Here is a 19,076-nt window from a genome sequence, read left to right on the forward strand (position 1 = left end):
ATGTTGAGTAGAACTGCCTCGGATTTGTATTGGATGTCGCGCTATCTGGAGCGTGCGGAAAACCTCGCGCGCATGCTCGATGTCAGTTATTCGCTGTCGCTGATGCCTCAGGATGGGCGCGGCGATGGCCTGCATGAATTAGCCATGCCGCTGCTGATCACCGGCACCCTGGATGATTACCGCGAGCGCCACGGTGAATTGCATGCCGAACGCCTGCTGCACTTCTTTGCCCTGGACGCGGCCAACCCGGCGAGCATCTACAGTTGCCTCGGCTCGGCGCGGGCCAGCGCCCATGCGGTGCGTGGGCGAATTACCGCCGACATGTGGGAAAACATCAACGCCACTTGGTTGGATATTCGCGATATCGCTCAGCAAGGTCTCAGCCGCTACGGTATGAGTCGCTTCTGTGAGTGGGTTAAGGAACGCTCCCATCTGTTTCGAGGGGCGACCTACGGCACCATCATGCGCAACGATGCATTCCGTTTCATTCGTTTGGGCACCTTTATCGAACGCGCTGACAACACCCTGCGTTTGCTTGATGCGCGCTATGAAATGGCCGGCGACCGTGCTGAAGCCGTCACCGATGGCACGGCCCACGCCTACTATCAATGGAGTGCCTTGCTGCGGGCGTTGTCGTCGTTCGAGGCCTACACCGAGATCTATCGCGACGCCCCTGGCGCCCGGCAAGTCGCCGAATTATTGCTGTTACGCGCCGATGTGCCGCGCTCGCTGCGCGCCTGCAGTGAAGAAATCGACCAGATCCTTGCCAGTCTGCCCGGCCTCAACGGTCGACCGGCCCAGCGCTTGGCCGCCGAAATGGACGCGCGCCTGCGCTTTACCGCGATCGATGAAATCCTTGAGGAAGGCCTGCACGCCTGGCTGACCGACTTTATCCCCCTGGTCCGCCAATTGGGCGACGCCATCTACAGTTCCTACCTGGAGGCGGCATGAGACTCTCCATCAGCCACGAAACCACCTACCACTACGAGGACCAGGTTCGCGCCAGCATCCAATACCTGCGCCTGACGCCCCATGACAGCGAGCGTCAACACGTGCTCAGTTGGCAACTGGACCTGCCGCGCCCGGTGCGCGCCCAAGTGGACCCTTTCGGCAATATCCTGCACGTGTTGACTCTGGACGAACCCCATGACGCCATCATCATCGGCGCCCGTGGCCAAGTGGATATCGACGAATTACGCGAAGCCGAGCATGAGAGCCAGTCGGCGTTTCCGTTCCTGCGTTGCACGCGCCTGACTGAACCGGATGACGCCTTGCGTGGCTTTGCCGCACAGCATTGTCGTCAGCGTCGCGATCGCACCGCGCTAATCGATCTGATGCACGCGCTCAACCAAGCGATGGTCTACACGCCAGGCGCTACTGAGCTCGACACCTGCGCCGCCGAGGCCTTCGCTGGGGCTGCGGGCGTGTGCCAGGACCACACCCACGCGTTCCTGGCCTGCGCACGCAGCCTGGGCATTCCTGCGCGGTATGTGTCGGGGTATTTGTACACCGAAGACAGTACGCATCTGGCCAGCCACGCCTGGGCCGAAGCCTGGTTGGATGACGCCTGGTACAGTTTTGACGTGACCAACCAATTGGCGCGCCCGGAGCGGCATCTCAAGCTGGCTGTGGGACTGGATTACCTGGATGCCTGCCCCGTACGCGGCATGCGTCGTGGCGGCGGGCATGAGCAAATGCACGCCAAGGTGTTTGTGGCGCCGACGCCGGTGGTTTCTGTGCAGCAGCAATAAATGATGAGTGGGTCGTGGCTTGTTGGGGGGAGAGAGCTTTCTTTGGTGAGCGGGCTTGCCCCGCGCTGGGCTGCGAAGCAGCCCCAAGACCATCCGCCGCGTAATGCCTGCCCGACAAAATTCTGCTGTATTGGGGCTGCTGCGCAGCCCAGCGCGGGGCAAGCCCGCTCACTACACGAAACTGTCTTTCGAAGGAGGCTGGCTCAGGGCTGCTGCTTACGCCCCGCCATATGCTTCAAATACCCCACCAATAAATCCAGCTCGCTGTCAGGCAATACACTGGCAGCGAACGCCGGCATCTTCGCCTGGGGCCAATGCCTCAAACTCTGCGGATCACGGATATAGCGCTTTAGGAAATCCCCACCGAAATATTCGGTAGGGCTGTAGGGGATATTCAGATCCGGACCCACCTGCGCATCGCCTACACCATTGAGGCGATGGCAGGCCAGGCAGTTTTTCTGGAACAGTGCAAAGCCCTGGTTGATGGGATCATTCGCCGCCAGTTCCGGATCGGGTAGCAGCGCGGGGAAGCGCTCGGCTACGGTCTTCAATTGCTTGATTGTCGAGACTTGAAACGGCCACTGCTCGGGGCTGATGTGCCCTGCTTGCGGGTCGGTCCACACCAGATAAAACGGGCCGGCACTGTGTTTGCCATCGGCCAGGGCGGGCCACGGTTTGGCCGGATCTTCCACGGCCAACCACGCGCGCGCGCCGTGTTGTTCCAGCAGCGGTGCGGCAGTAAGTTCTGCTGCGAAGCCATCCAGGGCAACGGCTTGCACATGGCTCTGCGGCGAAAGGCCTGGTAAGAGTACCGCCAGCGGCACCGCGCGATAGGTCATATTGCGCTTGTAGGAAACGTCATCGACGATCTGCACCGTCTGCGCATCCGGATGCTTGAGCAGGTCGGCGGTCTGCCAGGTCTTGCGGGTGTGGTCCAGTTCGATAGTCAATTGCGCTGCGGCTGCGGGCAGAGCAAGCAACAAGGCTAAGAGTGCGAAGATCGGTTTCAAGACAGAGGCCCCGGGTTAAATGGCGATGGGGCTCACGATACCGGAAAAACGCGCGTAAAAAGGCAGCCCCTGCAACGGGGTCGCTATGCACGAAGTCCCGGCAGGTGCTGCCAAAAAGCTGCAATCCTGATGCACAAAGCGCGGAGGATAGAGGGTCACCCAATGACCTTGGTCAAATTGGGCAGGATCAGAATCAGTGTGGTGGCGAACAGAATAAGTCCCGCCTGACGTACTTTCGAATGCTTGAACATGGCTGACTGCCTTTTGTTGTTATTCCTGAGCGTCAAATACGTGCCGTTTTATTTCAGTATGGCGCTATGACGTGTCACTTTTCTTACAGCTGCTCCAGCAAAACCCGGCAGCAACATCTTACTGATTGAACCTTAGATTACTGATTGAACCTTAGAGCCCTCGTTCTTCGCGGCTTAGATCCATTTCATATCAGCTAATCAGGATTTCAGCTTAAAAAGGCATGAGGCAGAACGCCATCTTGGCGCCAATGCCTTGGCTAGACAGCTAAAACGATTAATCAGCCTATGCGCTTAGGGGCCTACCGTTCGTCCGAGCGTGGGGGTCAAAAGCAATGAGCGCATCCGTCATTGAAACCGTGTCAATCGGGCCTAAGGTAAGGGCACTACTGCGCAATGGTTCGAGGATGTCATGACCCAAGCTTTGATCTTTGATGCGATACGCACGCCCCGGGGCAAAGGCAAGGCAGACGGCGCCTTGCACAGCGTGAAACCGGTAAATCTGGTGGCAGGTCTGCTCACGGCGCTGGCTCAACGCAGCGACCTCGACACCCACCAAGTGGATGACATCGTGCTCGGCTGCGTCACCCCGGTGGGCGACCAAGGCGCCGACATCGCCAAGACCGCCGCCTTGGTAGCGAACTGGGCGATCAGCGTCGCTGGCGTACAGGTCAACCGCTTCTGCGCCTCGGGCCTTGAAGCAGTGAACCTGGGGGCGATGAAAGTGCGCTCCGGCTTTGAAGACCTGGTGGTGGTCGGCGGAGTCGAGTCTATGTCCCGTGTGCCCATGGGCAGCGATGGCGGTGCCTGGGTGCTGGACCCGCAGACCAACCTGCACAGCCACTTCACACCCCAAGGCATCGGCGCGGATCTGATCGCCACCCTGGAGGGTTTCAGTCGCCAGGATGTCGATAGCTTTGCCCTGCAGTCCCAGCAGAAAGCAGCCAGGGCCAGTGCCGACGGTTCCTTCAGCAAGTCGTTGATCGCGGTGCAGGACCAGAACGGTATTGTCCTGCTGGACCATGACGAATTTATCCGTGGCGACTCGACCCTTGAAGGCCTGGGCAATCTCAAACCGAGCTTCGAGATGATGGGGCAAATGGGCTTCGACGCTACGGCTCTGCGGGTCTACAGCCATGTGGAACGCATCAACCACGTACATACCCCGGGTAATAGCTCCGGCATTGTCGACGGCGCCGCACTGATGTTGATCGGCTCTGAAGCGAAGGGGCGCGAACTGGGCTTGCAACCGCGGGCGCGCATCGTCGCCACGGCGGTTACCAGCACTGATCCCACCATCATGCTCACGGGCCCCGCGCCAGCCACACGAAAAGCCTTGGCCAAGGCCGGTTTGCGCGTGGAAGACATCGATCTGTTCGAGGTCAACGAGGCCTTTGCCTCAGTGGTGCTCAAATTCATCAAGGACATGGGCATCGATGCCGCACGCGTCAACGTCAACGGCGGTTCCATCGCAATGGGCCACCCGTTGGGCGCCACTGGTTGCGCGATCCTTGGCACTCTGCTTGACGAGCTTGAAGTGCGCCGGCAGCGCTACGGCCTGGCCACCCTGTGTGTCGGCGGTGGCATGGGCATCGCCACTATTATCGAACGTCTCTGAGCCTAAGGAATTTCTAATGACCGATGCCATTCGTTACGAAAAAGGCCAGGACCAGATTGTGGTGCTGACTCTCGACATGCCCGGCCAGAGCGCCAACACCATGAACGGTGTTTACCGCGATGCCATGGCCGCTGCGGTTCTGCGCCTGGAGTCGGAAAAGGACCACATTGCCGGTGTGATTATCACCTCTGCAAAGAAGACTTTTTTCGCGGGCGGTGACCTCAATGAATTGATCAAGGTCGAGAAGTCCCACGCCAAGGACTTCTATGAGAGCGTGTTGGTGCTTAAAGCGCAGTTGCGTCGCTTGGAAACCCTCGGCAAGCCGGTGGTGGCCGCGATCAACGGCGCGGCCCTGGGCGGCGGCTGGGAGATTTGCCTGGCCTGTCATTACCGTGTCGCGCTGGATGACAAATCGGTGCAGCTTGGATTGCCGGAAGTCACCCTCGGCTTGCTGCCGGGCGGCGGTAGCGTGGTGCGTATGGTGCGCATGCTCGGCTTGGAAAAAGCCCTGCCGTATTTACTGGAAGGTAAAAAAGTACGGCCGCAACAGGCGCTCCAGGCGGGGTTGATCAACGAACTGGCGGAGGACCGCGATGGGCTGCTGGCCAAGTCCCGCGCTTGGATTCTCGGCAATCCCGAGGCTAAACAACCCTGGGACAGCAAGGCGTACCAGATTCCCGGCGGCACTCCATCGAACCCAAAAGTCGCGCAGATGCTGGCGATTGCACCGTCGATCCTGCGCAGCAAAACCAATGGCTGTTTTCCGGCTCCAGAGAAAATCCTCTGTGCTGCCGTTGAAGGCGCTCAGGTGGACTTCGACACCGCGCACCTGATCGAAACCCGTTACTTCACCGAGTTGGTCACCGGGCAAGTGGCGAAAAACATGATTGGCACCTTCTGGTTCCAACTCAATGAAATCAACGCCGGCAGCTCGCGACCCAAGGGTTTTTCACCTTGCGTGACACGCAAAGTGGGTGTGCTTGGTGCCGGGATGATGGGGGCTGGAATTGCGTATGTCAGCGCCTGTGCGGGGATCGAGGTGGTGCTCAAGGACGTCACCCAGGCCGCCGCCGAGAAGGGCAAGGCACATTCGGCCGCGCTGCTGGACAAGAAGGTCAGCCGTGGGCAATTGACCGCCGAGCAGCGGGAAGCCACCTTGGCGCGGATTTACCCTACTGCCTCGGATGCTGATTTGGTCGGCTGCGATTTGATCATTGAGGCCGTTTTCGAAGACCGTGAACTTAAGGCCAAGGTTTCGGCCGCCGCGCAACATGTGGTCGGAGCCGACGCGGTGATCGCCTCCAATACCTCAACGTTGCCCATCACCGGCCTTGCTAGAGCTGTGGCGGATCAAGGCAAATTTATCGGCCTGCATTTTTTCAGCCCGGTGGACAAGATGCCTCTGGTTGAAATCATCAAGGGCGCCCAGACCTCGGACGAAACCCTGGCCCGAGGTTTCGATTTCGTCCTGCAAATCAAGAAAACTCCGATTGTGGTCAACGACAGTCGCGGCTTCTTCACCTCGCGGGTGTTCGGCACGTTCACCAATGAAGGCATCGCCATGCTCGGTGAAGGTGTGGCCGCGCCGATGATCGAGACCGAGGCGCGCAAGGCCGGTATGCCGGTGGGGCCGCTGGCGGTGTCCGATGAAGTGTCCCTCAGCCTCATGAGCCATATCCGACAGCAGACGGCCAAGGATTTGCAGGCCGAAGGTAAGACGGTGCCAGGGCATCCGGCAACGGCGGTCATCGATCTGTTGGTGAATGAATACAAACGCGCGGGCAAGGCGGCGGGTGGCGGTTTTTACGAGTATCCCGCTGGAGGGCAGAAGTACCTGTGGCCGGAGTTGAAAGCCCGCTTTGAACGGCCGGGCCAGCAGATTTCGCCACAGGATGTGCGCGACCGTTTGCTGTTTATCCAAGCCATCGAAACTGTGCGCTGTGTGGAGGAGGGCGTGTTGATGTCCACCGCTGATGCCAATGTGGGATCGATCTTCGGCATTGGTTTTGCGGCGTGGAGCGGTGGGGCGTTGCAGTTTATCAATCAGTACGGCTTGAACGACTTCATCGCCCGCGCGCGTTATCTGGCTGAGCAATATGGGGAGCGCTTTGCGCCGCCAGTGTTGTTGCTGGAGAAAGCGGCGAGGAGTGAAGTGTTTCGGTGATTAATGGAGGGGCTTGCCTTGAAGGGGTGTTTCAAGGCAGGCTCTGGGTGTTCAATATTCCCATCGCCGTGTCAGGTATTTTTTATGTCGCTACGCGTCTGCATCCTGGAAACCGATATCCTGCGTCCAGGCTTGATCGATCAGTACCAAGGTTACGGGCAGATGTTCAAGCGCCTGTTCTCCAAGCAGCCGATTGCTGCCGAGTTTGTGGTTTACAACGTGGTGCAGGGCGAATATCCGTCAGACGATGAAGTGTTTGATGCCTACCTCGTTACCGGCAGCAAGGCCGATTCCTTCGGTACCGACCCTTGGATCCAGACCCTCAAGACCTACTTGCTGCAGCGCTATGAGCGTGGCGACAAATTGCTCGGTATCTGCTTCGGTCACCAGTTGTTGGCATTGCTGCTCGGCGGCAAGACTGAGCGCGCCAGCAAAGGCTGGGGCATGGGCATTCATGACTACAAACTCGATGCCAAGGCCCCGTGGATGAGCCCTGAGGTGCCTGAGTTGACGCTGTTGATCAGTCACCAGGACCAAGTCACCAGCTTGCCGGACAATGCCACGGTCATCGCCTCCAGCGATTTTTGCCCGTTCGCGGCGTATCACATTGGCGACCAGGTGCTGTGCTTCCAAGGCCACCCGGAATTTATCCACGACTATTCGCGCGAGTTGCTGGAGATTCTTCAGACAACCCTCGGGGAAACGGTTTACACGAATGGTGTCGCCAGCCTGGAGCGCGACCACCACGGCGCCACCGTGGCGGAATGGATGATGCGGTTTGTGGCGCACAAAGCTTAAAGCCAGCCCGAGCGTTTGAAACTGGCCCACAGGCTGGTGCATCCCACCGCAATAAACCCGAGCACCGCAAAATAGCCATAGTGCCATTGCAGCTCGGGCATGTTCTGGAAGTTCATCCCATAAATCCCTGCCACCGCGGTGGGGAATGCCAGGATCGCCGCCCACGCGGCAAACTTGCGCTGCACCACGCTCTGGCGTGACGCCTCCAGCAACACCCCGATTTCGATCGTCTGGCTGGCGATGTCGCGCAGGGTGGTGAGGTCCTCCATCTGCCGTGTCACGTGGATCTGCACATCACGAAAATAAGGGCGCATGTTCTTGTCGATAAACGGGAAGCTCAGCTTCTGCAACTCCTGGCTGATCTCCACCATCGGCGCCACATACCGCTTGAGCCGCAGCACATCGCGGCGCAGACCGTGGATCTTCTGAATATCGCGTTCGCTCAGTGAACTGCACAGTACGTTGCGCTCCAGTTCATCGATCTCGGCGTGGATCGCCTCGCTGACCGGCTGGTAGTTTTCAGTGACGAAATCCAGCAACGCATAGAGTACGAAATCTTCCCCATGCTCCAGCAACAGCGGGCGCGCCTCACAGCGTTGGCGCACAAAGCCGTAGGACGCTGAGTGACCGTTGCGGGCGGTGATGATATAGCCGGTGCCGGCAAAGATATGGGTTTCGATAAACTCCAGCTTGCCGTTCTCGCGCACCGGTGAATAGGTGACGATAAACAGCGCATCGCCGAAGGTTTCGAGCTTGGGGCGGCTGTGTTTTTCCAGGGCGTCTTCGATGGCCAGTTCATGCAGGTTGAACTGGCGCTGCAGGTTGGCCAGCTCCTGGGCATCGGGCTCTTCCAGGCCGATCCACACAAAATGCCCGGGCTTGGCGGCCCAGGCGGCGCCTTCATCAAGGGTGATATCAGAGACTTTCTTACCGGCGCTGTAGACGGCGGCCGCAACAACTCTACCCATGGTGCTGATCACTTCTTGTTTGGAGGACAGATGTTGGGCAGCTTAGCTTGAATGGCGTTCCGTTGTAGACGTCGTTGCGGCGAGCTTTGTGTGGTGAGCGAGGTTGCTCGCGATGGGGAAGGAGCGCCCAAATAACGTGTTCAGGCGGACTGCACTTCGCGGTCCAGTTCTGCAATGCATGCATCCATCTGCGCCTGACACGCCTGCATCAACGCAGGGACGTCATTCGCTGTCAGCCCGGCTGTAGGAACGGGTGGCAAAGAACGTATGAGCACATCACCACTGTTCCAGCGATTAAGCTTCATATGAACGACGTAATTGCTGACGCACACCTGCACGATAGGTACACCCGCCGCAATCGCCATATGAAACGCGCCTTTCTTGAACGGCAGCAGGCCCTTGCCCAGATTGCGCGTGCCTTCCGGGAACACCCAGATCGACGTGTCTTTGTGTTGCAGCGTATGGGTGGTGGTCAGCATCGCACGGCGCGCCTTGTGCGCATTGCCGCGGTCGATCAACACATTGCCTGCCAGCCAGAACAACTGGCCGAACAACGGCACCCATTTCAGGCTCTTTTTGGCAATACACACTGTGCGATGGGGCACTACAGTGCCCACCACGAACAGGTCATAGTTGGACTGGTGGTTGGCGATGACCACGCAGGTGCCGGGCTTGTTGCGCAGCGAGTCGACATCGGCCTTCACGTTCAATCGCAAGATGCGCATCGCGGGCAGCGCATACAGGCGCGCGCACAGGCGGCTGTTGTCCGGGTTGAACGGCCGGCAGATACCTAGAAAAACCCCGAGCACACCCGCCACCATAAAGTGCAGGCCCATCAACAACATACGCAGCAGAAAAAGCATCGACACGGCCTATCGGGACAAAAGGTGGCGCAGTGTACGGATGTGCACTGACTTCGGCAATTACCCAGGTAGAGGTCGGAGATAGGCGATGTTTAAGCGTATGTTTCAACATGTGCCGACACTGGCTGGCTAGAGCGGCTAGGGGCGTTTCGGATTTACGTGTAAGAAAAAGCCCGACACAAGGTCGGGCTCTGGCACAGCAGGTGTAGGGACTTAGCTCAGGTTGTGGCCCTGATCCTGGATAATTGCATCGTCCAAGGCTTCCAGGAGCGCTTTACGCACTTTCAACTTGGTGTGCTTGTGGGCATTCATATTGATCTTCTTCAACTGGCGCGCCGCTTCCAGTGCCGCTGCGTGCAGTTCTTCAGGCGCCACCACCTTGTCGAGGAAACCGGCCTGCAACGCGCCCTGCGGGTCAAACATCTCGGCATTGATCACCGAGCGGTGGAACGCCGACTTGCGCAGACGATCCCGCGCCAGCTCGATCCCTGCGTGGTGCATGGTCATGCCGATTGCCACTTCATTCAGGCCGATGCTGAACGGGCCTTCCACCCCAATCCGATAATCGGCCGACAGCAACAGAAACGCGCCCTTGGCCACGGCATGCCCAGGGCACGCCACAATTACCGGGAATGGGTGCGACAACAGACGACGCGCCAACGTCGAGCCCGACGTGACCAGGCCGATGGCCTCTTTAGGGCCTGCCGTCATCACTTTCAAATCATAACCACCCGACAAAATCCCCGGCGTGCCGGTGATCACCACCACCGCCCGATCTTTCTCGGCTTGGTCCAGCGCTGTATTGAACGCACTGACAACATCTGGAGAAATGGCATTCACCTTGCCGTTGCTCAAGGTCAGGGTCGCGATACCGTCTTCGAGGTGGTAGGCAATCAACTCACTCATGACGCGGTTCCTTGTAGGACTTGTTATAGAAGAATGCAGCAGACGTTACCCACCACGCCCGTTCCGGTAAAGCGCAATGACTGACTGGCCAGTCAGCCTTTTCCCGTATCCCTGGTCGAAAATGGCCTGCAGCCGGGCACAGTACCCAGCGAAGACCCTCTGAACCCTCCCCGAGATTGGCATAATCACCGTCCTCCCGCGGACCCATTCCGGTATAACCGTCTAACCGCATGAAAATTCTCAAAAAAACCTTTGCCATCAGAAAGGCTTTCGACTACATTAGCGCGCCTCGACAGACTGAACTGGTTTGACGAGATACGGTGAAGTGTCCGAGTGGCTTAAGGAGCACGCCTGGAAAGTGTGTATACAAGAAATTGTATCGAGAGTTCGAATCTCTCCTTCACCGCCATATTCTACAAACACAAACCACTGATTTTACTAGAGAAAGTCGGGGGTTTGTGGTTTTTGGCGTTCAAAAAAAGCCTCGTTAGCGGGTTTGCGACAGGGTCATCTCGTATGGGCGCTCACGAAGGTCCTACGTACGGTTCCCATCGCCCTGAAGAAACCCACCCGATCGATAGCTTGCTTTAAACATGTGTGTATCCGTATATTCGGTTATTCACATATAGCAAGCGGCCCACATGATTACGCCTCCAGAAGTGTTTAAGAGCCTTGCAGAGGAAACTCGCGCACGCGCTACTTTGCTAATTGCCTCCCAAGGAGAACTCTGCGTCTGCGAACTGATGTGCGCTCTCGGCGACAGCCAATCGAAGATCAGCCGTCACCTCGCACAGTTACGCAGCAGTGGTCTCCTGCTGGATCGTCGGCAGGGACTCTGGGTTTACTACCACTTAAATCCGGACCTTCCCAGCTGGGTGCACGAGATCCTGCAAGTGACGTTACGAGCCAACGTTCACTGGCTGCAGGGCGACACTTCCCGCCTACAGAATATGGATGGACGCCCTGTCCGCGATGTTGCCTGCTGCTAATCCCAACTGTTAACCCTATCGAAGCTGGCGCTGCGCCTAAGTGTTTAATGTCCGCGAAGAGTGGAAGGAGCAATTAATGCGAGTCTTGTTCATGTGCACGGCCAACAGCTGCCGAAGCATTCTTTCAGAAGCCATGTTCAACCACCTGGCGCCGGAGGGTTTCAAAGCGGTGAGCTCCGGAAGCTTTCCCAAGGGGCAGGTGCTACCTCGCAGTTTGACTACTTTGACCCAGTCGGGCATTTCCATCGAAGGCTTGAGCAGCAAGGGCAACGAAGCCTTCGAAGATAACCCTCCGGATATCGTCATTACCGTATGCGACAAGGCAGCAGGTGAGTCTTGCCCGGTGTATTTCGGCCCAGCCGTGAAAGCTCATTGGGGCCTGGAAGATCCTTCCGATGTGATGGGGGGCGAAGAAGAAGTTGATGCCGCTTTCCGAGCCACGCTCGCTTGCATCGAAAAACGCTGTAAAGCGTTCTTTGCGCTTCCCTTCAACAGCCTCAGCCGCGATGAACTCAAACGCGAGCTGGATCAAATCAGCAAACACTGAGAAGGAGGACATATGTCAGAGCAACTGCCCAACCTAGACCTCTCTCTGTTCGACCCCCTGCAGATTGCATCTCGCCCGAAAGATCAAAAGCCTCGAATTCTCTTGCTGTATGGGTCGACCCGCGAGCGCTCTTTCAGCCGTCTCCTCGTCGAAGAAGCTGCGCGTTTACTGGAGCACTTTGGTGCGCAAACCCGTGTGTTCAATCCTAGTGGGCTGCCACTGCCCGACGACGCATCGGTGAATCATCCTAAGGTGCAGGAACTGCGGGATCTGATGTTGTGGTCGGAAGGTCAGGTCTGGTGTTCACCAGAACGGCATGGGGCGATGTCAGCGGTGTTCAAGGCGCAGATCGACTGGGTGCCTCTTGAACTCGGCGCTGTTCGCCCCACCCAGGGAAAGACCCTAGCCGTGATGCAGGTCTGTGGTGGCTCACAGTCCTTCAATGTGGTTAATCAGTTGAGGGTACTGGGTCGCTGGATGCGCATGTTCACGATACCCAATCAATCCTCTGTACCGAAAGCCTATATGGAGTTCGACGAGGCAGGCCGAATGAAGCCTTCTGCTTTTTACGATCGCGTGGTCGATGTGATGGAGGAACTGGTGAAGTTCACCCTGTTGCTGCGTGACCAAAAGGCGTTTTTGGTGGATCGTTACTCGGAACGCAAGGAAAGCGCGGAACAGCTCATGGCGCGCGTGAACCAGCGTTCAATCTGAGTTCAATCAATGTCCATTGAAATCAGAGCGGTACGGCTTGGAGATGCTGTTGCCATCCAGGCTATCTATGCCTCGGTAGTGACCGGCTCGGCTATTTCCTTTGAAGAGGTGCCGCCTAGTATTGAAGAGATACAGCAGCGCATTGAGCTAACGCTGCGGATCTATCCATATCTGGTGGCGGTTCGAGAAGGCAAGGTGGTCGGCATATGCTTATGCAAGTCAGCACCGAGCTTCTGGTTCGGCAGGGCTATTGTCCGGCCTATGCTGGCATTTCTCAGCCCAATTCAGGCAGCGTCAAGTTGCATGAGCGGTTTGGCTTCCAACACATCGGTACCTATCCTCAAGTCGGTTATAAGCTCGGTCAGTGGCACGATGTGGGCTATTGGCACCTTGAGTTAGCGGATAAAAGCCAGCCGATCGGGCGTATGTTGGTCTCAGAGCCATGCCCATCGCCCCTCAATGCCTGTGCCGATGATGCACATCCGGAAAATGCGCATGGCTGTGCCTCAGCGGACTGTGCACATGCACATGGCTATGGGGCTCAGCCGGATCCCACTCAAACCCATGCTCATGTTGGTGATGTTCATCATGCACATGCCGATGTCCGTGCTCCATGGCCTCATGCTGATGATTATGGGCATGCCGTTCCGTCAGGTGCAGCCAAACGCCCATGGCCATCAACGCCGATGCAATCCAGAAAGCCAATGTCACTGACTCACCCAACATCAGCACCGCAATCGCGGCACCCAGAAACGGCGCGGTAGAAAAATAGGCTCCCGTGCGTGCACTGCCCAGTCCGCGCAGCGCCAGCACGAACATCACCAGGCTGATGCCATAGCCCAGAAAACCAACCAGCAAGATAGGCGTCAGCTGCGCCATACCCGGGATTTGCGCTCCGAGATAGAGCGCCAACCCGCCATTCACCAGCCCTGCAATCAACCCCTTGGCCCCGGCGATAAACAGCGCGTCCGACGGAGACACTTTGCGCGTCAGGTTGTTATCAATCCCCCAGCACAGGCACGCCACGGCAACCGCCAGCGGCCCCGTCCAGTCATGGCTCGTGCCACCGCCGTCGGCCCATGACAACACCACGCCGCCCATCACGATGGCGATCATCCCCAGGACGATGCGACGGTCGGCGTTTTCCTTGAACACGACCCAGGCGATGACGGCGGTCAGCACTGATTCCAGGTTGAGCATCAGGGCGGCGGTTGCGCCGGCCGTGCGGGTCAGGCCGAACATCAGCGCGACAGGCCCGAGGATGCCGCCGAATGCGATGGCGCCGAGCAGCCAGGGCCATTCCGATGAGGTCAGTCCGCTGGGTTTCCAGCCACGATCACGGATCAGGCGCACGCCGGCGAGACCGACGCCGCTGCCGAGGTAGAGCAGGCCGGCGAGCAGCACGGGCGAGAGGCCCAGGCCGAGATTTTTGGCGAGCGGGGTGCTGGCGCCGAACAGGGCGGCGGCGGCGAGTGCGTAGAGGATACTGAGGTTCATGGGTCATCCTCGAAAGGGTGGCCCATGATACGTCGCGGGCTCAGGTGAAAGCCCGAGCGGATTTACTGCGCGGTTTTCAGCTTGATCACATCACCGGAAATCTTGGTGGTGTAACCGCTGAGGACCCAGGCCCAGAACCAGTTTTCCTGCACTTGGGTGTTGATCAGCGCATCGCCGCCTTTTGCTTTGATGGCGGCATCCTGGGCGCGCACGAAACGGCTGTTCTGGCCGATCGGGATCACGCCGAACAGCATAATGCCGGTGGCGCTGGCTTCACTGTGGCCCAGGACGGTGTATTGGCTGCTGTCGTATTGCGGGGATTTGATGGCGGTGCCGGTGCAGCCTGCAAGCGTGAAACCGAGAACGGCTGCTGCAACCACTTTACTGATGTACTTCACTGGGAAACTCCATGGACTAAAGCCCGAGATTCAATTCTCGGGGGGCGTACTTTAATCGCCCCGGCAGGGGATTGAAATCAATCTTCCCGTCGTCAGATGTGCAACCACGCCAGGCTGCCTAACACCACCGCCACACCCGCCGCCGTATACGCCATGCGCTTCAACCACTCCTTCCTTGTGAGCAACGTAATTGCCGCCAGCGAAATCGCGATCTGAATCGCGGTCATCGCCTGGGCCCAGCGGTGGTGCTGGTGCAACGCCTGTTCTGATTTTTCATCCCATTCCCGCGAGGTGGCCTCAAGCTTTTCTGCCTGCTGGCGCACGTCTTCCTTCTGGCTTTTGTAGCGCTCGATCTCGCCCTTGTAATGCGCAGCGTCTACGCCGGGAATATGGGTGGCCAGCTCCGCCAGGTTTTGGCGGCTGGATTTGGCCTGGTAGTAGTTCCACTGGTTGGCAGCTTCGGTCTTGATGATGGCCGCGTTGTTTTTGTCCATCGCCGCTTCGCTTTCGGTGGAACCGGCCTGGTAGCTGAGCATGGCGCCGAGAGTGGCCATCAGCGCGGTCATGACGGCGATTCGGCTGGCGAAACGGTCTCCTCTTGCGTGGGCATGTTCGGTGGTGTGTTCGATGTGTTTTTCGTGGGGGCTGGGGACTTCGAAGGCTTCGGACATGGCGGCGGCTATGAAGGGACTGAGGGAGTCTGATTCTTCACCCGTGCGGCTGTCTCAAGGCTGTACGTAACGCCGAATCAGCCGCGTATACACCGCGATATTGATCACTAACACCAATGCACCCAGCGCCAGTTGAATCTGCGGAGTCAGGCCAGCCGGATAGATGAGCGTAAGAATGTAGTGTTCGATGAATCCGCCGCCGTAGCCGTCTTGACCGGCGAGATGGCGAAGCAAGTTTTCCCAGCGCGTGAGTGGGCACGGCAGGTGAAAGACCTCGACGGCCACGCCCCACGCGGCAGCGGGCAAGTGAAGCCAGATAACCGGCCGCCACTTAAGGGCCAGCAGCCCGCCGAATAATACGAACAGGATAAAACACAGGTGAAACAGCACGAGGCTGTCGGCAGCTAGACGGTAGAGCATTGTGCGCGCTTCAAAAAGGGGAGGGCGTAGTCTAAGGGTTGCCCGCAGGTAAGCGGGACCGTTATTGTGCTGAATCCTTTTAGTCCTTCCTCCCAAGGATCTGTTGTGATGAATTCGCCACGTACCGTTGCCCCGATCAAGGCTGTGATTTTCGATATGGACGGGTTGTTGCTCGATACAGAAGGCATCTACACCGAAGTCACGCAGATCATCGCCGAGCGCTACGGTCGTACTTATGATTGGGGGATCAAGCAGCATATTATTGGCCGTGGCGCCCAGGACCTGGCCGATTACGTGGTCAAGGCACTGGACTTGCCGATCACACCGGCGCAGTTTCTGGAAATTCGCGAACCGTTGATGAGCGAGCGCTTTCCAAAGGCCCTGGGCATGCCCGGTGCCGAGGCGCTGGTTCGGCACTTGAAGGCACACAACATTCCGATTGCCGTGGGCACCAGTTCGTCGCGCAATTCGTTTGGCCACAAAACCACGTTGCACCGCGAGTGGTTTAGCCTGTTTGGGACCATCGTTACCGCAGATGACCCCGAAGTTGGCGCCGCGAAACCCGCGCCGGATATTTTCCTCACCGCTGCACGCCGCCTGGGCGTTGCCCCTGAAGATTGCCTGGTGTTCGAGGATTCGCCCTTTGGTGTAACGGCTGCGAAGGCCGCCCATATGACCGCCATCGCCGTGCCCGACGAAGCCATGGCCGACAGCAAGTACCAGCATGCCGACCAGATCATCCGCAAGCTTGCGGACTTTGACCTGGCGGCCTATGGCTTGCCGCCAATCTCCTGACCTTACTCGGTAAAAAATGTGGGAGGGGGTTTTCCCCCCGATGGCAGAGTGTCAGTCACCATTGAGCTGGCTGACACTCTGCCATCGGGGGCAAGCCCCCTCCCACATTTGTTTTTGCAGGGATTCAGAAAATCAGGCGCTGAACCCACCATCAATGGTCAGGCTGGCACCGGTGATATACCCCGCTTCCGGTCCGGCCAGATAGGCCACGAAACTGGCAATCTCTTCCACATGCCCATAACGTCCCACCGCCATTAACCCGATCAGGCTCTCGGCAAAATCACTGTTTGCCGGGTTCATATCGGTGTCCACCGGCCCAGGCTGCACATTATTGATGGTGATGCCCCTCGGTCCCAGATCTCGCGCCAACCCCTTAGTCAGGCCCACCAGTGCCGCTTTGCTCATCGCGTACGGGCCACCACCGCCAAAGGGCATGCGTTCGGCATTGGTGCTGCCGATGTTGATCACCCGACCACCTTCACCCATATGCTTGGCGGCTTCCTGGGTAGCGATAAACACGCTGCGCACGTTGATCGCCAAGGTCTGGTCGAAGTCTTCCAGCTTGAAGTCTTCCAGCGGTGCGATGGCCAGCACGCCAGCGTTGTTCACCAGGATGTCCAGGCGGCCAAAGGCTTCCACGGTGGCATTGACCGCGTTGCGGATCGCAGTGGCATCGGCGCTGTCGGCGTGAATCGCCAGGGCTTTGCCGCCGGCGCTGATTACGCTGTTCTGCAACTCTTCTGCCTTGGCGGCCGAGCTGACATAGGTAAAGGCGACCGCTGCGCCTTGAGCTGCGAGGCGCTTGACGATGGCGGCGCCGATACCGCGGGAACCGCCTTGAATCAAGGCGACTTTGCCGCTGAGGTTGAGTGTGGTCATGTCGATCTCCTAGCTGTTCAAGGCAGGCTGCCTTGTTGTTGGAGCCGAGTATCGACTTCACCCAGCCCTACCGGTAGACCGTGATTGCTATAGTCTGTGTAAACCAAAAGTTTAGAGTGGGGCGTGATGGAAAGCTTTGGAAGTATCGAATGCTTCGTGCGCAGCGCCGAAGGTGGCAGCTTTGCCGAAGCGGCGCGGCACTTGAGCCTGACCCCGGCGGCGGTCGGTAAAAGCGTCGCCAAGCTGGAAGCGCGCCTCGGTGTGCGGCTCTTCCAGCGCAGCACCCGGCGCCTCACGCTGACTGAAGCCGGCAAGCTGTTTCTAGAAGAGGTCAGCGCCAGCCTTACCACTATCCAGAACGCCGTCGCCAACCTGGCCAGCGCCGAAGGGCGACCGGTGGGTACGCTCAAGGTCAGCATGGGCACGGTGTTCGGCAATCGCTATGTGGTGCCGCTGCTGGGGGAGTTTATGCGGCGTTTCCCGGATATCAGCCCGGACTGGCATTTTGATAACCGCCAGGTGGACCTGATCGGCCAAGGCTTTGATGCCGCGATTGGCGGCGGTTTTGAACTGCCCCAAGGCGTGGTGGCGCGCAAGTTGACGCCCGCGCACCGGGTGCTGGTGGCTTCACCGGGTTACCTGGCGCAACGCCCACCGGTGCGCGAGCCCGAAGACCTGTCGCGGTGCAAAGGTATCCTGATCCGCTCACCGCAAACCGGGCGTATCCGTTCCTGGCAGTTGACCAGTGTCGAACGTGAATGCCGCCCGCTGGTGCTCAAACCCGGCATGACCATGAGCGACTCCGAAGCCGCCTGCCGCGCCAGCGCTCAAGGCTTGGGAATTGCGCTGGTGAGCATGCCCATGGCCGTGCCGTTCTTCGACAGCGGCGAGGTGGTAAGGGTATTGCCCGACTGGTACGTCGACGACGGCAATATTTCCATCTACTACGCCGAGCACAAACTGCTGCCCGGCAAGACCCGGGCGTTTGTGGACTTCATCATTGAGCAGTTTGCCGAAAAAAAACTGGGGCAACGGTTCAGCGCAATCTAAAACCAGACGCAGCTCGAAATGTGGGAGGTGGCTTGCTCCCACATTTGATTTTCAGCGGCCGAACCGGGTCGGCCAGCCAATGACCTTCTTCGGCCGAGGCGTCGCGTAAGTCCGGATCTTCGACGTCGACAACCCCAGCCGCACCAAGGATTCGGCGATGGTCACCGCCGCCGTCACGCCATCCACCACCGGCACCCCGGTGCGCTGGCGAATCTGCTCATCCAGCCCGGCCATGCCGCCGCAACCCAGGCAAATCACTTCGGCCTTGTCCTCGCGGATGGCCAGTTCCGCCTGGCGCACGATGGCTTCCATCGCAGCCAACGGGTCTTCTTCCAGCTCCAAAACCGCCATGCCACTGGCCCGAACTGAAGCGCAGCGCTGGTACAGGCCGGCAAGTTTCAGGCGGTCTTCGATCAGCGGCACGGTGCGGTCCAGGGTGGTCACCACCGAATAGGCATGGCCCAGGAACATCGCCGTGCTGGCCGCCGCTTCGGTGATATCCACCACCGGCACATTCAATAACTCCTGCAAACCTTCCCGGCCGTGTTCGCCGTAGCCGGCCTGGATCACCGCATCGAACGGTTGGTCGTAAGCCATTACCCGGTCCATCACGGCGATGGCGGCCAGGTAGCTCTCAAAATTGCCTTCAACCGATTCCGCGCCGAAGTACGGGGTAAGTCCGACAATCTCAGTGCCCGGCGAGGCCACGGCCCGCGCTTGCTGGGCGATGGTTTCAGTGATGGATTCGGTGGTGTTGACGTTGACCACGAGGATACGCATGGAAGGTCCT

General features: G+C 58.7%; 21 protein-coding genes and 1 tRNA gene. 12 read left to right on the forward strand and 10 right to left on the reverse strand.

Annotated elements, in window-relative coordinates:
* On the forward strand, positions 1 to 951 hold the full coding sequence (locus tag AB4N82_RS17240; protein WP_032887448.1) for an alpha-E domain-containing protein: 951 nt from the start codon (positions 1 to 3) through the stop codon (positions 949 to 951).
* Entirely contained in the window at positions 948 to 1,751 is an 804-nt protein-coding gene (locus AB4N82_RS17245; protein WP_460102356.1) for a transglutaminase family protein, read from the forward strand. Before AB4N82_RS17240 ends, AB4N82_RS17245 begins: the two co-directional genes overlap by 4 nt.
* A 203-nt stretch (positions 1,752 to 1,954) precedes the next feature.
* On the opposite strand, the gene AB4N82_RS17250 is transcribed toward AB4N82_RS17245, so the two are convergent.
* Complete coding sequence (locus AB4N82_RS17250; RefSeq protein ID WP_122764532.1) at positions 1,955 to 2,761, reverse strand: c-type cytochrome; 807 nt, start codon at positions 2,759 to 2,761, stop codon at positions 1,955 to 1,957.
* A 660-nt stretch (positions 2,762 to 3,421) separates the two neighbouring features.
* On the opposite strand from AB4N82_RS17250, the gene AB4N82_RS17255 reads away from it, so the two are divergent.
* The 3 genes from AB4N82_RS17255 (at position 3,422) to AB4N82_RS17265 (ending at position 7,589) form a co-directional block, all read left to right on the forward strand.
* Positions 3,422 to 4,627: an acetyl-CoA C-acetyltransferase gene (locus tag AB4N82_RS17255; RefSeq protein WP_095185331.1), complete on the forward strand. Its 1,206-nt coding sequence runs from the start codon at positions 3,422 to 3,424 to the stop codon at positions 4,625 to 4,627.
* A 16-nt stretch (positions 4,628 to 4,643) separates the two neighbouring features.
* On the forward strand, positions 4,644 to 6,791 hold the full coding sequence (locus AB4N82_RS17260) for a 3-hydroxyacyl-CoA dehydrogenase NAD-binding domain-containing protein (RefSeq protein ID WP_122764533.1): 2,148 nt from the start codon (positions 4,644 to 4,646) through the stop codon (positions 6,789 to 6,791).
* A gap of 84 nt (positions 6,792 to 6,875) precedes the next feature.
* The gene (locus AB4N82_RS17265; protein ID WP_032887456.1) at positions 6,876 to 7,589 is read left to right on the forward strand and encodes an amidotransferase; all 714 of its coding nucleotides are present in this window, start codon (positions 6,876 to 6,878) and stop codon (positions 7,587 to 7,589) included.
* On the opposite strand, the gene AB4N82_RS17270 is transcribed toward AB4N82_RS17265, so the two are convergent.
* The 3 genes from AB4N82_RS17270 to AB4N82_RS17280 all read right to left on the reverse strand — a co-directional run bounded on the left by AB4N82_RS17270 (position 7,586) and on the right by AB4N82_RS17280 (position 10,326).
* Positions 7,586 to 8,557, reverse strand: a complete 972-nt coding sequence (locus AB4N82_RS17270) for a magnesium and cobalt transport protein CorA (protein ID WP_032887457.1) — start codon at positions 8,555 to 8,557, stop codon at positions 7,586 to 7,588. The genes AB4N82_RS17265 and AB4N82_RS17270 overlap by 4 nt on opposite strands.
* 140 nt (positions 8,558 to 8,697) lie before the next feature.
* A complete protein-coding gene (locus AB4N82_RS17275) occupies positions 8,698 to 9,420 on the reverse strand; it encodes a lysophospholipid acyltransferase family protein (RefSeq protein WP_095185333.1) in 723 nt (240 codons plus the stop codon).
* Between the two features lie 213 nt (positions 9,421 to 9,633).
* A complete protein-coding gene (locus AB4N82_RS17280) occupies positions 9,634 to 10,326 on the reverse strand; it encodes a crotonase/enoyl-CoA hydratase family protein (protein WP_032887461.1) in 693 nt (230 codons plus the stop codon).
* A gap of 319 nt (positions 10,327 to 10,645) precedes the next feature.
* Between AB4N82_RS17280 and AB4N82_RS17285 the strand changes: the two genes are divergently transcribed.
* The 5 genes from AB4N82_RS17285 to AB4N82_RS17305 all read left to right on the forward strand — a co-directional run bounded on the left by AB4N82_RS17285 (position 10,646) and on the right by AB4N82_RS17305 (position 12,975).
* Positions 10,646 to 10,735: transfer RNA gene (locus AB4N82_RS17285), tRNA-Ser, on the forward strand.
* Between the two features lie 232 nt (positions 10,736 to 10,967).
* Positions 10,968 to 11,315, forward strand: coding sequence for a metalloregulator ArsR/SmtB family transcription factor (locus AB4N82_RS17290; protein ID WP_122764534.1), 348 nt, complete (start codon positions 10,968 to 10,970; stop codon positions 11,313 to 11,315).
* A gap of 76 nt (positions 11,316 to 11,391) precedes the next feature.
* Positions 11,392 to 11,862 (forward strand): arsenate reductase ArsC, encoded by a 471-nt coding sequence (locus AB4N82_RS17295; protein ID WP_032887535.1) that lies wholly within the window; start codon positions 11,392 to 11,394, stop codon positions 11,860 to 11,862.
* A gap of 12 nt (positions 11,863 to 11,874) precedes the next feature.
* Positions 11,875 to 12,576 (forward strand): arsenical resistance protein ArsH, encoded by a 702-nt coding sequence (arsH, locus tag AB4N82_RS17300; protein ID WP_122764535.1) that lies wholly within the window; start codon positions 11,875 to 11,877, stop codon positions 12,574 to 12,576.
* Between the two features lie 9 nt (positions 12,577 to 12,585).
* The gene (locus AB4N82_RS17305) at positions 12,586 to 12,975 is read left to right on the forward strand and encodes an N-acetyltransferase family protein (RefSeq protein ID WP_460102364.1); all 390 of its coding nucleotides are present in this window, start codon (positions 12,586 to 12,588) and stop codon (positions 12,973 to 12,975) included.
* A gap of 57 nt (positions 12,976 to 13,032) precedes the next feature.
* On the opposite strand, the gene AB4N82_RS17310 is transcribed toward AB4N82_RS17305, so the two are convergent.
* The 4 genes from AB4N82_RS17310 to AB4N82_RS17325 all read right to left on the reverse strand — a co-directional run bounded on the left by AB4N82_RS17310 (position 13,033) and on the right by AB4N82_RS17325 (position 15,562).
* Positions 13,033 to 14,073, reverse strand: coding sequence for a DMT family transporter (locus AB4N82_RS17310; RefSeq protein WP_122764536.1), 1,041 nt, complete (start codon positions 14,071 to 14,073; stop codon positions 13,033 to 13,035).
* 62 nt (positions 14,074 to 14,135) lie between these two features.
* Positions 14,136 to 14,471, reverse strand: coding sequence for a hypothetical protein (locus AB4N82_RS17315; protein ID WP_032887540.1), 336 nt, complete (start codon positions 14,469 to 14,471; stop codon positions 14,136 to 14,138).
* Between the two features lie 92 nt (positions 14,472 to 14,563).
* Positions 14,564 to 15,142 carry a DUF4337 family protein gene (locus AB4N82_RS17320; protein ID WP_122754503.1) on the reverse strand — a complete coding sequence of 193 codons (579 nt, stop codon included), beginning with the start codon at positions 15,140 to 15,142 and terminating at the stop codon, positions 14,564 to 14,566.
* Between the two features lie 54 nt (positions 15,143 to 15,196).
* On the reverse strand, positions 15,197 to 15,562 hold the full coding sequence (locus AB4N82_RS17325; RefSeq protein ID WP_032887544.1) for a DUF2784 domain-containing protein: 366 nt from the start codon (positions 15,560 to 15,562) through the stop codon (positions 15,197 to 15,199).
* A 108-nt stretch (positions 15,563 to 15,670) separates the two neighbouring features.
* On the opposite strand from AB4N82_RS17325, the gene AB4N82_RS17330 reads away from it, so the two are divergent.
* The gene (locus AB4N82_RS17330) at positions 15,671 to 16,357 is read left to right on the forward strand and encodes an HAD-IA family hydrolase (RefSeq protein ID WP_095185335.1); all 687 of its coding nucleotides are present in this window, start codon (positions 15,671 to 15,673) and stop codon (positions 16,355 to 16,357) included.
* 132 nt (positions 16,358 to 16,489) lie between these two features.
* On the opposite strand, the gene AB4N82_RS17335 is transcribed toward AB4N82_RS17330, so the two are convergent.
* Positions 16,490 to 17,236, reverse strand: coding sequence for a 3-oxoacyl-ACP reductase family protein (locus tag AB4N82_RS17335; RefSeq protein ID WP_099602933.1), 747 nt, complete (start codon positions 17,234 to 17,236; stop codon positions 16,490 to 16,492).
* A 126-nt stretch (positions 17,237 to 17,362) separates the two neighbouring features.
* Here AB4N82_RS17335 and AB4N82_RS17340 point away from each other — a divergent pair, with 126 nt between their 5' ends.
* The gene (locus tag AB4N82_RS17340; RefSeq protein WP_095185336.1) at positions 17,363 to 18,286 is read left to right on the forward strand and encodes a LysR family transcriptional regulator; all 924 of its coding nucleotides are present in this window, start codon (positions 17,363 to 17,365) and stop codon (positions 18,284 to 18,286) included.
* A gap of 51 nt (positions 18,287 to 18,337) precedes the next feature.
* Here the strand turns inward: AB4N82_RS17340 and AB4N82_RS17345 are convergent, their stop codons facing one another.
* Positions 18,338 to 19,066: an aspartate/glutamate racemase family protein gene (locus tag AB4N82_RS17345; protein WP_032887552.1), complete on the reverse strand. Its 729-nt coding sequence runs from the start codon at positions 19,064 to 19,066 to the stop codon at positions 18,338 to 18,340.
* Positions 19,067 to 19,076: the final 10 nt, after the last annotated feature.

It is taken from the genome of Pseudomonas sp. H1_D04 (assembly GCF_054683855.1).